The organism is Dactylosporangium vinaceum (assembly GCF_019904175.1).
GTDB lineage: Bacteria > Actinomycetota > Actinomycetes > Mycobacteriales > Micromonosporaceae > Dactylosporangium > Dactylosporangium vinaceum.
Map to the genome: position 1 here is coordinate 11,925,842 of NZ_CP061913.1, position 13,184 is coordinate 11,939,025.

11 protein-coding genes are annotated in these 13,184 nt (G+C 69.8%); 6 read left to right on the forward strand and 5 right to left on the reverse strand.

Annotated elements, in window-relative coordinates; all coding sequences use genetic code 11:
• Positions 1 to 183 precede the first annotated feature (183 nt).
• The gene (locus tag Dvina_RS53790) at positions 184 to 3,024 is read right to left on the reverse strand and encodes a transglycosylase domain-containing protein (RefSeq protein ID WP_223100268.1); all 2,841 of its coding nucleotides are present in this window, start codon (positions 3,022 to 3,024) and stop codon (positions 184 to 186) included.
• Between the two features lie 189 nt (positions 3,025 to 3,213).
• On the reverse strand, positions 3,214 to 3,642 hold the full coding sequence (locus Dvina_RS53795; protein WP_223100269.1) for a DUF5318 domain-containing protein: 429 nt from the start codon (positions 3,640 to 3,642) through the stop codon (positions 3,214 to 3,216).
• Between the two features lie 184 nt (positions 3,643 to 3,826).
• Here Dvina_RS53795 and Dvina_RS53800 point away from each other — a divergent pair, with 184 nt between their 5' ends.
• Both Dvina_RS53800 and Dvina_RS53805 read left to right on the forward strand, forming a co-directional pair.
• Positions 3,827 to 4,426 carry a PadR family transcriptional regulator gene (locus tag Dvina_RS53800; protein ID WP_223100271.1) on the forward strand — a complete coding sequence of 200 codons (600 nt, stop codon included), beginning with the start codon at positions 3,827 to 3,829 and terminating at the stop codon, positions 4,424 to 4,426.
• A 23-nt stretch (positions 4,427 to 4,449) separates the two neighbouring features.
• Positions 4,450 to 5,529, forward strand: coding sequence for an inositol-3-phosphate synthase (locus Dvina_RS53805; protein ID WP_223106245.1), 1,080 nt, complete (start codon positions 4,450 to 4,452; stop codon positions 5,527 to 5,529).
• Between the two features lie 39 nt (positions 5,530 to 5,568).
• On the opposite strand, the gene Dvina_RS53810 is transcribed toward Dvina_RS53805, so the two are convergent.
• Positions 5,569 to 6,057 (reverse strand): methylated-DNA--[protein]-cysteine S-methyltransferase, encoded by a 489-nt coding sequence (locus tag Dvina_RS53810; RefSeq protein ID WP_246655920.1) that lies wholly within the window; start codon positions 6,055 to 6,057, stop codon positions 5,569 to 5,571.
• An 80-nt stretch (positions 6,058 to 6,137) separates the two neighbouring features.
• Here Dvina_RS53810 and Dvina_RS53815 point away from each other — a divergent pair, with 80 nt between their 5' ends.
• The 3 genes from Dvina_RS53815 (at position 6,138) to Dvina_RS53825 (ending at position 9,632) form a co-directional block, all read left to right on the forward strand.
• Positions 6,138 to 6,638, forward strand: a complete 501-nt coding sequence (locus Dvina_RS53815; protein WP_246655921.1) for an NfeD family protein — start codon at positions 6,138 to 6,140, stop codon at positions 6,636 to 6,638.
• 39 nt (positions 6,639 to 6,677) lie between these two features.
• Positions 6,678 to 8,204 carry a flotillin family protein gene (locus Dvina_RS53820; RefSeq protein WP_223100274.1) on the forward strand — a complete coding sequence of 509 codons (1,527 nt, stop codon included), beginning with the start codon at positions 6,678 to 6,680 and terminating at the stop codon, positions 8,202 to 8,204.
• Positions 8,205 to 8,267: 63 nt separating this feature from the next.
• Positions 8,268 to 9,632: an MFS transporter gene (locus Dvina_RS53825; RefSeq protein ID WP_223100276.1), complete on the forward strand. Its 1,365-nt coding sequence runs from the start codon at positions 8,268 to 8,270 to the stop codon at positions 9,630 to 9,632.
• Here the strand turns inward: Dvina_RS53825 and Dvina_RS53830 are convergent, their stop codons facing one another.
• Entirely contained in the window at positions 9,633 to 10,511 is an 879-nt protein-coding gene (locus Dvina_RS53830) for a hypothetical protein (protein WP_223100278.1), read from the reverse strand. It lies immediately after the preceding gene.
• Between the two features lie 202 nt (positions 10,512 to 10,713).
• Here Dvina_RS53830 and Dvina_RS53835 point away from each other — a divergent pair, with 202 nt between their 5' ends.
• A complete protein-coding gene (locus tag Dvina_RS53835; protein WP_246655922.1) occupies positions 10,714 to 11,733 on the forward strand; it encodes a peptidylprolyl isomerase in 1,020 nt (339 codons plus the stop codon).
• Here the strand turns inward: Dvina_RS53835 and Dvina_RS53840 are convergent.
• Complete coding sequence (locus Dvina_RS53840; RefSeq protein ID WP_223100280.1) at positions 11,711 to 13,162, reverse strand: CCA tRNA nucleotidyltransferase; 1,452 nt, start codon at positions 13,160 to 13,162, stop codon at positions 11,711 to 11,713. The two genes, Dvina_RS53835 and Dvina_RS53840, sit on opposite strands and share 23 nt — an antisense overlap.
• Between the last annotated feature and the right edge of the window lie 22 nt (positions 13,163 to 13,184).

The following is a 13,184-nucleotide window of genomic DNA, read 5'->3' on the forward strand; positions in this document are numbered from 1 at the left end:
TCCCCCCGTCGAGTCAACGCCGCAAGTTGCATGCTATTCGGTGATCGACCGACTGCTATATGTGCAACATCTCAAAGAACGGCTCAACCGATCGGGGCATCGCCGGTCAACGCAGTGCGGCCACGGACTCGGCGAAAATTGCTCGCTGAGGCCGTGGCCGCAATCAGTGTCCAGTGCTGGTGATCAGCGCCTTCGGGGCTCGGTCGTCGTCGGCGCCGCTCCGCCGCCGCCGTTGCCGCCCGGGCCCTGGCTCTGGTTGCCGTTGCCGGGGCCGCCGTTGCCGGGGTTCTGCGTCTGCGGGAAGCCGCCGTTGCCCGGGTTGTTCGGGTCGACCGACGGCAGGGCCGGTGTCGGCGAGATGCCGGTGCCCACGTCCAGACGGCCGGTATTGGCCGCCGGGCGGAAGTTGATCTTCGGTGCCTTGATCTGGGTAAGCGCGGCGTCGAGGAAGTCGTGCCAGATGGGGCCGGGCAACGTACCACCGATGACGCTCGTGCCCTTCTTGTCCTTGATCGGCTGCTCGTCGCCCTTGTTGCCGACCCAGACCGCGACCGCCAGGTCCGCCGCCTTGTTGTTCGCGTCGTAGCCGGAGTAGCCGACCATCCAGGCGTGCGCGTTGCCGCCGGACGAGCCGTTCTGGCCGAACTGCCAGGTGCCCGTCTTGCCGGCGACCTGGCGGCCGTCCTTCAGCTTGTCGAGGTGGTAGTGCCGCGGCACACGCTGCAGCACCACGTTGATGTCGTCGGACATCCCGTCGGTGAAGCCCGGGATCCGCTTGGGGTTGATGACCTCGCCGTAGGTCCTCTTGCCCTGATCCCAGACCTCCTTGAGGAAGTGGGTCTTGGCCGCGTAGCCCTTGGCCGCGATGGTGGCGATGCCGCCCGCGTGCTCGAGGACCGTCACCGGATACTGCCCGAAGGCGACCTCGGTGTTGAAGGTGGTCGGGAAGAGTTCCTTGCCGGTCTTGGCCGTCATGTCGATCTTGACCGCCTTGCCGTTCTGCGTGGCCCACATGTCGGTGATGCCGGCCGCGCGGGCGGTGTCGATCACCTTGTCCGGGCCGACCTTCTCGGCCAGGGCGAAGAACGGCACGTTGAGCGACTTCTCGGTCACCTCGGCCAGGGTGCACCAGGTGCTCGAACCGGATTCACACTGCGGGTGTGAGGGAGAGCCGTCACCGGCGTTCTTGACCGGGTTGCCGCCCTTGATCGTCCGGCCGCTGGCCGGGAAGTCGGCCGGGGAGTCGCCGTTCCACATCGAGTCGATGCGGTACCCGGCCATGAGCCCGGTCGTGAGCGTGTAGACCTTGAACGTCGAGCCCGGCGGGTGGCCGCCGCAGCAGCTGTCCTTGCCGTCGCCGAGGACCGGGTCGTTGTAGTAGCCGGCGTAGTCGTTGCCGCTGCCCTTGTCGCCACCGTAGTAGGCCTTCACCGCCCCGGTCCCCGGCTCGACCGCGACCAGCGCGGCCTGCAGGTTGTCCGGCTGGCCGTTCATGTTCGACTCTTTGTTGCGACTGGCCTCACGCACCGCGATCGGCTGGATGTCCTTGTCGATCGTGGTGACGATCTTCAGGCCGCCGTTGCGGATCTTGTCGAAGTTCTTCTTGCCGTCGTTGTCGGTGTCCTCGTAGAGCAGGGCGCCGGTGCGCGGGTCCTTGAGCTGGGCGACCTCGCCGAGGACGTGGTGGACGATCAGGCCCTCGGGCTTGTCCATGTTCGTCGCTGCGATCTGCCGGTCGCGGGCCTGCTGCGGGGTGATGACGGTGGTCGGGAACGCCATGCGCGTTTCGGCCTCGGCCTGCGGCACGAAGTTCAGGGCGATCATCTGGCCCTTGATGTAGTTGAACCGCTCCAGCGACTGGGCCTTGTCGATGTTGGGGTCGAACGGGCTGCCCTTGCCGGTGCCTGACGGGTTCTTGATGAACCCGGCGAGCATCATGGCCTCATTCGTCTTCAACTCCCGCGCGGGCTTGCCGAAGTACGCCTGCGATGCCGCCTCGACGCCGTAGGCGTTGCGGCCGAAGTAGACGACGTTGAGGTACATCGCCATGATCTCGTCTTTGCTGTACTGCTGGTTCAGCTTCAGCGCGATGACCGCCTCGCGGACCTTACGGGCGTAGGTGACGCCTTCGAGCTCGGCCCAGCGGCGGGCGTACTGCTGGCTGATCGTCGAGGCGCCCTGCCGGTCACCACCGGTGACGTTGTTCCAGGCGGCCCGGACGACGCCCTTGTAGTCGACGCCGTCGTTCGTGTAGAAGCTGTTGTCCTCGGCGGCCACGACCGCGTGCTGCATGTCTTTCGGGATCTGGTCGAGCGGCAGCACGGTGCGGTTCTCGCCGATGCGGCCCATCGGGGTCTGGCCGTCGGAGTAGAAGATGGTCGTCTGCTGGTCGAGCGTGATGTCGTCGGGCAGGCCGACCTGGTCGAAGTAGTAGGTGCCACTGACCATGCCGATGCCCGCGATCATGATGAACGCGGCGATCGAGACGATGACGATGTTGCGCCGCCGGCGCTTCTTGGCCTTGGCGGTGGCGCTGCGGCCGTCCTTGCCGCCGGACCCGCCCTTGCCGCCGCCCGGACCACCGGGTCCACCGGGGCCGCCCGGGCCTTCCATGACGTCGCCGAGCGGGGCGCCGACGACGGCCCGGCCGACTGTCGCGCGGCCCGCGGCACCCGGGACGGACGCGGCACCGACACTCGCGGAGCCGGTCACCGAGGCGCGGCCGGTGCGGGACTCGGGCGGCGAGACGCGCGCCGAGCCGACGCTCGCGGAGCCGACGCTGGCGGACCCGGAGGCGCCGCCTACGCTCGCCGATCCGGACGGGCGGGCCGAACCCACGCTCGCCGAGCCGCTGGGCCGGGCCGAGCCGACACTGGCGGAGCCGGAGGCCCCACCGACGCTCGCGCGCCCGACCTGCGCCCGCCCGGCCGGCGGGGCCGACGGGTTCGGGGAAGGGGGTTCCGGCTGGAATCCGGGAACCTGCGCGCGGCCCGATTGGGGGTTGCTCGGGTCACCGTAGTTCATTCGTCCCACCTTGCCGGTTGCATCGTTGTCGCATGCTCCGTCGCCATCATGTCTGTGAGCCGCGCCACTCACGGCTAAGCCGATGCGGTGCGGCATCGTTGCCGCCCGCCGCCGCCCGCGCCAGGAAGCCCCGGTGGTGCGGCGAACAATCCCCCCACTCGTGACAACGCTCTGTCACGCCTTCGAGGTTCATTCGGCCGCCCCTCCTCGCACCCGGGGCGTGCGTTCGCCGCCGTCCCCGGGCCCGGCCGTCAGCCCGTCGCGTCCCAAAAGGTACTGCTCGACGAGGTGGTTCCAGCCGCACGCGCGGCAGACCTCGACCACGTACACGTGAAACTCACTCAGCGTCATCGCGAGGATCGGCAGCTCGGCCGCCCGGCGGGCCTGGCCGGAGGACTGCCGCAGCTCATCCCCGTAGATGTAGTGCACATGGGTGAGGTTCTCGCGACGGCAGACGGGGCACAGCTCCTCCGTCGGCTCGCCGTGGAATTTCGCAGCGCTCTTGAGGTATGGCGACGCGTCGCACACCTCATAGGTGCCGACGCGTCCGGATTGCACCTCACGCAGCAGGGCGCGTCTTCTCAGAGAGAAGTCGACAACCTGACGCTGGGTACGCATGCGCCCGAGGGTACGCGGTCGCGCGCCCCTCGGCGACTCCCGTCACGATCGGTAGCGATCCGATAGACGAGCAGCTCTGTGCTGCAGCCCACTGGGTCCTATTTCTTGCATCCGTTCGGATCGCGACCTAACGTTCGATGTATCGGCCCGATACATCGGGCGGGTTACGGGAAGGAGGCCGGGAGTGCTCGAACTGGCGGTCCTGGGCCTTCTGCACGAGTCCCCGATGCACGGGTACGAGCTACGGAAGCAGCTCACGACCAAGCTGGGGGCGTTTCGCTTCGCCATCAGTTATGGATCGCTGTACCCGACGCTGCGCCGGCTACAGGCGGACGGCTGGATCACCGAGGGTGCGCCACCGTCCGGCATGCCGGCCGCCAATGAAGAGGTACCCCTGCTCACCGGCAAGCGGGGCCGCGTGGTCTACACGATCACCGCGGAGGGCAAAGAGCGCTTCCAGGAGCTGCTCAGCGCCGCCGGACCCGAGACCTACGACAGCGAGGCCGGTTTCGGGGTGCATTTCGCGTTTTTCGCGCGCACCGACCCCGACACCCGGCTGCGGATCCTCGAGGGCCGCCGCCGACGCGTCGAGGAGCGGCGCGAGGGCATGCGAGATGTGCTCACCCGAGCCGCCGAGCGACTCGACGCGTACACGCTCGAACTGCAACGACATGGCCTGGACGCGTGCGAACGCGAGGTCCGCTGGCTCGAAGAGCTCATTGCGAACGAGCGCAATGGCAAAACCCCTGAACCGCCTTCGGCAAAAGATCCGGAGCGGTCGTGAACAACGAGAAGGAGGCATCCGCGATGGGCTCCGTCCGCGTTGCCATCGTCGGTGTCGGCAACTGCGCTTCCTCCCTGATCCAGGGTGTGGAGTACTACCGCAACGCCGATCCGACTGACCGAGTGCCGGGTCTGATGCACGTCAAGTTCGGCGACTATCACGTCGGCGACGTCGAGTTCGTGGCGGCGTTCGACGTCGACGCCAAGAAGGTCGGCCAGGACCTGGCGGCCGCCATCGGCGCGAGCGAGAACAACACCATCCAGTTCTGCGACGTGCCGCCGACCGGTGTCACCGTTCAGCGCGGCCCGACGCACGACGGCCTGGGCCAGTACTACCGCGAGATGATCGACGAGTCCGACGAGCAGCCGGTCGACGTCGTCAAGGCGCTGCGCGACGCGCAGGCCGACGTCGTCGTGTGCTACCTGCCGGTCGGCTCGGAGCAGGCGGCGAAGTTCTACGCCCAGGCCGCGATCGACGCGGGCTGCGCCTTCGTCAACGCGCTCCCGGTCTTCATCGCCTCCAACCCGGAGTGGGCCCAGAAGTTCACCGACGCCGGGCTGCCGATCGTCGGCGACGACATCAAGAGCCAGGTCGGGGCCACGATCGTGCACCGCGCCCTGGCCAAGCTCTTCGAGGACCGCGGGGTCGAGCTGCTGCGCACTTACCAGCTCAACTTCGGCGGCAACATGGACTTCATGAACATGCTGGAGCGCACCCGCCTGGTCTCGAAGAAGATCTCGAAGACCCAGTCGGTGACCTCGCAGATCCCGCACGAGATGGTGAAGTCCGACGTGCACATCGGGCCGTCCGACCACGTGCCGTGGCTCGACGACCGCAAGTGGGCGTACATCCGCCTCGAGGGCCGCTCGTTCGGCGACACGCCGCTCAACGCGGAGCTCAAGCTCGAGGTCTGGGACTCCCCGAACTCGGCCGGCGTCATCATCGACGCCCTGCGCGCCGCGAAGATCGCCAAGGACCGCGGCATCGGCGGCCCGATCCTGTCGGCTTCGAGCTACTTCATGAAGTCGCCGCCGGAGCAGTACAACGACCACGACGCGCACGAGTCGGTCGAGAAGTTCATCAAGGGCGAGATCGAGCGCTGAACCCCGTGAAAGAGGCCGGCCCGGACGGGCCGGCCTTTTTCATTGCAGGCCGAACTCGCGCTCGATGCGGACCCGGGCCTCCAGCTCCAGAAGGATCTTCTTGCGCCACAGGCCGCCGCCGAAGCCGACCATCTTGCCGTCGGCGCCCACGACCCGATGGCACGGGATGATGACCGGGATCGGGTTGCGGTTGCAGGCGGTGCCTACGGCGCGGGCGGCGTCCGGGTCGCCCACGGCGGCGGCGATCTGGCCGTATGTACGCATCTCGGCGTACGGGACGGCGTAGAGCTGGCGCCAGACGGCCCGTTCGAACTGGGAGCCGCCGCGCACCGACAGCGGGACGGTGAACGTGAGGTCCTCGCCGGCGAAGTAGCGGGTCAGCTCGTCGGCGGCCCGCGCCAGCAGCTCGTCCGGCTCCACGGCCGTCGTGTTCGGGGGCATCCCGCCGAACTGCACCCGGCAGATGCCCGACTCGTCGGCCGCCACACCTAGAGCATCGATCGGCGCCTGCACCTCAACCCACCGCACGCCGACGATTCTGCCTCTTCGCCCTCCGTAGGCATTGGCGCGGTGCAGTTACCCTCCAGTTGTCCTTGGAGGGAGGGCCGGTGGAGACGACGTTCCTGGTGATCGGCGGCTTCGGCGTGGTGATCCTCGCGCTCTCCGTGCTCATCGGTGACCTCTTCCACTTCGGCCACCCCGACGCCGCCGGGCCGTTCTCGGTGCCCGCCGTGGCCGGGTTCATCGGCGCCTTCGGATTCGCCGGGGCCGCCGCCGCCGCGATCACCGGGTCGGACGGCCTGCTGGTGCCGGTCGTGGCCGGGGTCGTCACGGCCCTGCCGACGGCCTGGCTCGCCACCCGCCTGGCCCGCTTCGCCATGGACATGCGCACCGACGCCACCCCGACGCAGCAGGACATGGTCGGGACCACCGGTGTCGTCGTGACACCCATCTCCGGCAGCGGCTACGGCGAGGTGCGGATCTCGCTCGGTGGCCAGCCGGTCAAACTCAGCGCCCGCGCCGACCGGCCCATCGCACTCGGGGCCCGCGTCTTCGTGGTGGAGGCGACCAGCCCCACCAGCGTGATCGTCGAAGAAACCCCCCTTTAACCAGAACCAGACCCCACCCAACTGAAGAAGGAAGCGCGCATGGACACAGTCCTGCTCGTCGCCATCGGCGGCGGCGCCTTGTTGATCTTGTTCCTGGTGATTTTCATCGTCTCGCGGATCAAGGTCGCCGGCTCCAACGAGGCCTTCATCATCACGGGCCGCAAGGGTAAGTCGGTCCAGGGCCTGGACGGCAGCCGCTCGACCGACCTGTCCGGCCAGAAGGTCGTCATGGGCGCCTCGGTCTTCGTGGTGCCGATCGTGCAGAAGCTGCAGGTGCTCGACCTGTCCAGCCGCCGCATCCACGTCGAGATCACCGGCGCGGTCAGCAAGCAGGGCATCCGGGCCAACCTTCAGGGCGTGGCGATCGTGAAGGTCGGCGGCACCGAGGACGCGATCCGGGCCGCCGCGCAGCGCTTCCTCAACCAGCAGCAGGGCATCGACCTGTTCACCAGCGAGGTCCTGGCCGGTGCGCTGCGCTCGATCGTGGGCCGGCTGACCATCGAGGAGATCATCCGGGACCGCACCGCGTTCGCCAGCGCGGTCGCCGAGGAGGCCGAGCACTCGCTGACCAACCAGGGTCTGGTGCTCGACACCTTCCAGCTCCAGGACATCTTCGCCGAGGGCTCGTACCTGGCCGACCTGGGCCGCCCCGAGGCCGCCCGGGTGCTGCGCGACGCCGCCATCGCCGAGGCGCAGGCCCGCCAGGCCGCCGAGTCCGAGCGGCTCAAGGCGGAGGAGGCCATCGCCGAGGCCAACCGGAACCTGTCGCTCAAGCAGGCCGGCATCCAGGCCGAGATCGACGCGGCCAAGGCGAAGTCCGCCGCGGCCGGCCCGCTCGCTCAGGCCGAGCGCGACCAGCAGATCCTCGCCGAGCAGCAGAAGGTGGCCGAGCGCAACGCCGAGCTCAAGCAGCGCCAGCTCGACACCGAGGTGCGCAAGCCGGCCGACGCCGAGCGCTACCGGGTCGAGCAGGAGGCCGAGGCGGCCAAGAACGCGGCCATCTTCAAGGCCGACGCGCAGCGGCAGGCGGTCATCGCAGCCGCGCAGGGCGCCGCCGAGCAGGCCCGCCTCACCGGTGAGGGCGAGCGGTCCCGCCGCGCCGCGCTGGCCGAGGCCAACGCGATCGAGGGTGCCAAGGAAGGTGAGGCGGAGCAGCGGCGCCGGGTCGCCATCGCCGAGGCGCTCGAGCGTGAAGGTGCGGCCGAGGCCTCGGCGATCCTGGCCCGCGGCCAGGCCGAGGCCGAGGCGATGAAGCTCAAGGCCGACGCGTTCGCCACCTACGGCGAGGCGGCCATCCTCGACCTGCTGGTCCGGGTGATGCCGGACGTGGTCAAGGCGGCCAGCGACCCGATGGGCAACATCGACAAGATGACTGTCATCTCGACCGACGGGGCCAGCTCCCTGACCAGGTCGGTCGCGAACAACGTCGCTCAGGGCCTCCAGCTCGGGACCGACCTCACCGGCATCGACCTGCAGAAACTGCTGAGCAAGCTCGGCGGTCTCGCGGGCGACGACGTCGTCGAGCCGGTCAACGGCCGCCCGGCCGTCGAAGCGCCGAAGCAGTAGACCTGAGAATTCGCCGGGGGCCTTCACCATTCGGTGAGGGCCCCTTCGCCGTAGGCTTTGGCCGTGTCCGCCGCCACCGCCCCACCCCGAACCCAAGCGCACTTCCTCCGGGCCGTGCTGCGGCAGCGAGGTTTCCGGCGGCTGGTCGCGGTACGGGTGGTCGCCCAGGTGGGTGACGGGCTGTTCCAGGGTGCGCTGGCCGGCAGCGTGCTGTTCAACCCGGAGCAGCGGGCCGGCGGCATGGCGATCGCGGCCGGCTTCGCGATCCTGCTGCTGCCGTACTCCCTGGTCGGCCCGTATGTCGGCGTGTTCCTGGACCGCTGGCAGCGCCACTCGATCATCATCGTCGCCAACATCGTGCGGGCGCTGCTGGTGGTGCCGATCGCGGTCTACGTCTGGGGTGGCGAGAAGTCGCCGATCCCCTTCCTGCTCGCCCTGGTGGCGATCGGCCTGAACCGGTTCTTCCTGGCCGGGCTCTCCGCGGCCACCCCGCACGTCGTGGCCGACCACACGCTCGTCACCGCGAACTCGCTCAGCGGCACGCTCGGCTCGCTGAGCTACACGCTCGGCATCGGGGCGGGCGCGGCACTGATCAAGACCGTGCTGGCCACGTCATTTCACGGGTACGCGCTCGTCGTGGGCCTGGCCGCCCTCTTCTACCTGGTCTCGGCGCTCATCGGCCGGGTCTCGTTCGCCCCCGACGAGCTCGGCCCGGACGCGCGGGATCGGCGGGGCGGCTCCATCTTGGCCGCACTCAGGGAGACCAGCCGCGGGACGGTCGCCGGGGTCCGGCACCTGACCGCCAAGCGCGGCGCCGCCTACCTGGTGCTGGCGCAGGCGATGTTCCGGCTGCTGTACGGCGTGGTGCTGCTCGCGTGCCTCTTGCTCTTCCGCACCGGCTTCAACCACGGCGGCGACGTCACCGGCTCGTTCGGCACCATCGCCAACGCGTTCCTGGCCGGCGGGGTCGGGATGCTCATCGCGTCGTTCGTGACACCGCCGGTGACGCGCCGGATCGGCGGCTGGCGATGGGTGGCGATCGTGCTGGCCGGCACCGGGTTGGCGATCGTGGGCTTCGGGCTGCCGTTCGACCCGGTGCTGCTGCTCGGGGCCGTGTTCGTCACGAACCTGGCCGCGCAGGGCATCAAGATCGTCACCGATACCTCGCTGCAGCACGAGTGCGCGGACGAGTACCGCGGCCGGGTCTTCAGCATCAACGACACCACCTTCAACATCGCGCTGGTGGCGGGGATGTACCTGGGCGCGCTGACCCTCCCGGACACGGGGCGCTCGGTGGCCGTGCTGTGCGTGGTTGCGGCCGGATACGTGCTGGCCGCGGCCGGCTACGCGGCTCTGGGCGGCCGGTGGGCCCGCCGGGTCGGCGACGACATCGCCGGTCCCGGGCGGACCCTGCCGCGCGTGCGCTGACTAGTAGCTTGTCGACGTCTTCGTCGCCGTCGCGTTGATCTGCGACGTGCTCATCGTCAGGTTGTTGCCGCTACAGGTGTACTTCGCCGGGTTGTCGTCCGTCTGGAACGGCTCGGTCTCGTCGAAGTTGATCGAGGGCGCCTTGGTGTTGATGGTGCCTGTCGCCTGCACGTTGGTGTACGCGATGCTCCCGCTCGTCGTCGAGACGTTCGAGGTGACAGTCGCGTTGACCGTCAGCGTGATCGCGACGGCCTGGCCCTGAATGGTCGGCTTGCCGTCGAAGGTGCTGTCCTTGTATGTCTCCGTCAGCTTGCCGTCCGGCGTGAACTTCAGCACCGAGCCGTTCTTGGTCAGGCTGATCGGCACGTTGCCGACGCCGTCCATGGCGACCTGCTCGGTGTACGTCTGGGTCGTCCACGTGCCGACCAGGCACTCGTCGATCGTGGCCTTGGGCTTGGCGCTCGCAGTGCCCGTGGCCGCCGGCCCGCCGGTGGTGTTCGCCTGCGGATCGGTCTTCTTGTCGTCCCCGCCGCTCTTGAGCGCCGCGACCACGACGATCGCGACGACGAGCACGACGATAACGCCCGAAAGCGCAAGGATCGGCATGAGGTACTTGTTCTTGCCGCCGCCACCCGAGGGGCCGGACGGGCCGGCGCCGTACGTCGCGCCGTAAGCGGTGGGCGGGGCGGAAATGGGGTCGTTGTATGAGGGTGGCGCCGAATATTGCGGTCCGGAGCTGGTGGGGTATCCGGCATAGGGCTGCTGTCCGCCGTACGGTCCGCCTGTGTACGGCGTGCCGCTCGTCGGCTGCTGGGGCGCCTGCGGGACGCCTCGATAGGTGCGGCACTGCGTGCAGTAGCCGTTCGCATCAATGCCCATGCCGCCGCAGGTTGGACACGGCTGCATGTTTGCCTCCAGGTTCAGGGGATTGCGTGCTAGCGACGGTAGCGGACCGGGTCTACGCGCAGAAGCGGCCGAATCGCCACATGCACGACGCTCCAGTGGTCGGGGTTCCGACAACCTCCGGATCTCGGGCAACACCCTCCCCAAGTGTTGCCGTGAGTAGTCGTACGATTACGTAATGTCAACACCACCGGAGCCCGGCGACGTGCGGCCGCCGGAAAAGGCCGAGCCGCTGCCACCGTCCGCGCCGACCCCCGGAGTACCCGGAGCGGTCCGCCCCGAATCGCTGCGGGACTCCGCACCGCGCTCCTCCCGGGAAGACCCCCAGTTCCCGCCGCCGCCCGAGCGCGCCCTTCCACCGGCCGCCCCGCCCGCCGCCCCGCCGCCCTCCCGGGGCCGGCTGGTGCCGCTGGCCGGCGGTGCGGTGCTGGCCCTGGCCGTCGTGGCGGTCGTGGCCTACCTGGCGCTGAGCCCCGGCCGGCGCGGAGAGGAGGTCATGGGCGGCCCGGTCATCGGCAGCCCGGCCGCCTCCGGACGCGGCCCGAACCCGCAGGTCGCGGCGCCTCTCACCACCGGCGCCGAGAGCAGCGCGCCCGCGGCCGGGCCGACCGGCGCGCGCACCCAGGCCCCGGCCGGCGTGCCCTGCTCCTACTCGTCGGCCGATCGCGGCGAGGGCGACACGCGCCTGATCGCGACGCCGGCGCCCAAGTCGACGCTCAGTGGCCGGCCGGCCGCGACGATCCAGACCAATCTCGGCCCGATCGGGGTCCAGTTGTACGCCGACCGCGCCCCCTGCACCGTGAACTCCTTCGTGCATCTGGCCCGGGACGACTTCTACAGCGACACGCCGTGTCACCGGCTCACGACCGACGGCCTGTACGTCCTGCAGTGCGGCGACCCCAGCGGCACCGGGACCGGCACGCCCGGCTACCAGTTCGGCGAGGAGAACCTGCCCACGACGGTGCCGCCGTATCCCCGGGGGACGCTGGCGATGGCCAACGCGGGCCCGGGGACGAACGGCTCGCAGTTCTTCGTGGTCTACAAGGACAGCGACATCCCGCCGGACTACACCGTCTTCGGCACCGTGACCAGCGGGATGGACCTGCTCGACCGGATCGCCGCGGCCGGCACCACCACCGGGCAGCCCGACGGCCCGCCGAAGCAGGCCGTGCAGATCACCGAGATCCGGGTGGCGTGACGCCCTCGGCCTCGGCCCACTTGAGGAGCTCGGCGATGGCCTCGTCGGGGTCGAGCGGGCCGCGCTCGAGGCGCAGCTCCTTCAGGTAGCGCCAGGCGCGGCCCACGATCGGGCCCGGGGGCACCCCCAGCAGCTCCATGATCGCGTTGCCGTCGAGGTCGGGCCGGACCCGGGCCAGGTCCTCCTCGGCGGCGATGCGCGCGATCCGCTCCTCCAGCGCGTCGTAGTCGGCCGCCAGCTGCGCGGCCTTACGCCGGTTGCGGGTCGTCACGTCCGAGCGGGTCAGGGCGTGCAGCCGGTCCAGCAGCGGCCCCGCGTCGGTGACGTAGCGGCGCACGGCCGAGTCGGTCCACTCGCCGCGGCCGTACCCGTAGAAGCGCAGGTGCAGCGCGACGAGCTCGGCGACGTCCGAGATCACGTCCTTCGGAAACTTCAGCGCCTTCATCCGCTGCTTGGTCAGCCGGGCCCCGACGATCTCGTGGTGATGGAAGCTCACCCCGCCGTCCGGGCCGACCGCCTTCGTGTTCGGCTTGCCGATGTCGTGCATCAGGGCGGCCATGCGCAGCGTGAAGTCCGGCCCCTCCTTCTCGTGCGCGATGGCGTTGCGCACCACGATCAGGGTGTGCTCGTAGACGTCCTTGTGCTGGGCGTGCTCGTCGATCTCCAGCTTGAGCCCGGCCAGCTCCGGCAGGAACTGCTCGGCCAGCCGGGTGTCGACGAGCAGCCGCAGTCCGGCGATCGGGTCCTGGCCGCACATGAGCTTCACGAACTCGTCGCGGACCCGCTCGGCCGTGATCCGGCCCAGGTCGGGCGCCATGGCGGTCATGGCGGCCAGCACCTCGGGCGCGACCGCGAAGCCCAGCTTGCTCACGAACCGCGCGGCCCGCAGCATCCGCAGCGGGTCGTCGGCGAACGAGTCCTCGGGCCGGCCCGGGGTCCGCAGCACGCCCTCGGCGAGGTCGGACAGGCCGCCGTACGGGTCGGTGAACTCGTGGCCCGGCACCGACACGGCCATCGCGTTCACGGCGAAGTCGCGCCGGCGCAGGTCGTCGGCCAGGTTGTCACCGAAGCGCACGATGGGATTGCGGCTGACCCGGTCATACGCGTCCGCGCGGAACGTCGTCACCTCGATGCGCAGCCCACGCCGGGCCAGGCCGATCGTGCCGAACTCCTGCCCGGTGGTCCACACCGCCTCGGCCCAGCCGTCGATGAGCCGCAGCGTCTCCTCGGGCCGGGCGTCGGTGGTGAAGTCGAGGTCGTCGCCGAGGCGTCCGAGCAGCGCGTCGCGGACCGACCCGCCGACGAGGTGCAGCTCGTGGCCGGCGCGGGCGAAACGGTGGCCGAGCTCGTCGGCGACGGGGGAGACGCGCAGCAGCTCGTGCACGGCGCGGCGCTGGGCCTCGTTGAGGGCGCGTGTGGTCTCGGACATCGGTCGGCCAGCCTATCGCGAC